Source organism: Mesobacillus sp. MER 48 (assembly GCF_023714225.1).
Classification (GTDB): Bacteria; Bacillota; Bacilli; order Bacillales; family Cytobacillaceae; genus Mesobacillus; species Mesobacillus oceanisediminis_A.
This window is the reverse complement of sequence record NZ_JAMAUR010000031.1, coordinates 1-649: the sequence shown is the minus strand read 5'-3', so window position 1 is coordinate 649 and position 649 is coordinate 1. Positions and strand designations below refer to the sequence as shown.

Sequence of the window (649 nt, the reverse complement as noted above, 5' to 3'; positions counted from 1 at the left end):
AAGTGCTCTACCAAGCTGAGCTACTCCCCGATAAAGAGAAAATATAATGGCGCGCCCGAAAGGAGTCGAACCCATAACCTTCTGATCCGTAGTCAGACGCTCTATCCAATTGAGCTACGGGCGCATATTTAGTATATTAGCTAACTTGGTGGTGCCGAGGACCGGAATCGAACCGGTACGGTAGTCACCTACCGCAGGATTTTAAGTCCTGTGCGTCTGCCAGTTCCGCCACCCCGGCTAAAGAACTATGGAGCGGAAGACGGGATTCGAACCCGCGACCCCAACCTTGGCAAGGTTGTATTCTACCACTGAACTACTTCCGCATATATAGCTTTTGAAAAAATGGTGCGGGTGAAGGGAGTCGAACCCCCACGCCTTGCGGCGCCAGATCCTAAGTCTGGTGCGTCTGCCAATTCCGCCACACCCGCATATTTTTTTAAAAATGGTGAGCCATGAAGGACTCGAACCTTCGACCCTCTGATTAAAAGTCAGATGCTCTACCGACTGAGCTAATGGCTCGTGCAAATGGTGCCGGCAAGAGGACTTGAACCCCCAACCTACTGATTACAAGTCAGTTGCTCTACCAATTGAGCTACACCGGCATTTGTAATTATTAAAGGAATATATGGTGGAGGATGACGGGATCGAA

The 649-nt window shown here is 49.9% G+C and carries 6 tRNA genes; all 6 read right to left on the bottom strand.

What is annotated here, in order from left to right:
- Window positions 1-47: 47 nt before the first annotated feature.
- Window positions 48-124 (bottom strand) — tRNA-Arg (locus M3593_RS23750).
- A gap of 25 nt (window positions 125-149) precedes the next feature.
- Window positions 150-238, bottom strand: a tRNA-Leu gene (locus M3593_RS23745).
- Between the two features lie 10 nt (window positions 239-248).
- Window positions 249-323, bottom strand: a tRNA-Gly gene (locus M3593_RS23740).
- 20 nt (window positions 324-343) lie between these two features.
- Window positions 344-428, bottom strand: a tRNA-Leu gene (locus M3593_RS23735).
- Between the two features lie 15 nt (window positions 429-443).
- Window positions 444-519: transfer RNA gene (locus tag M3593_RS23730), tRNA-Lys, on the bottom strand.
- 7 nt (window positions 520-526) lie between these two features.
- Window positions 527-602: transfer RNA gene (locus M3593_RS23725), tRNA-Thr, on the bottom strand.
- Between the last annotated feature and the right edge of the window lie 47 nt (window positions 603-649).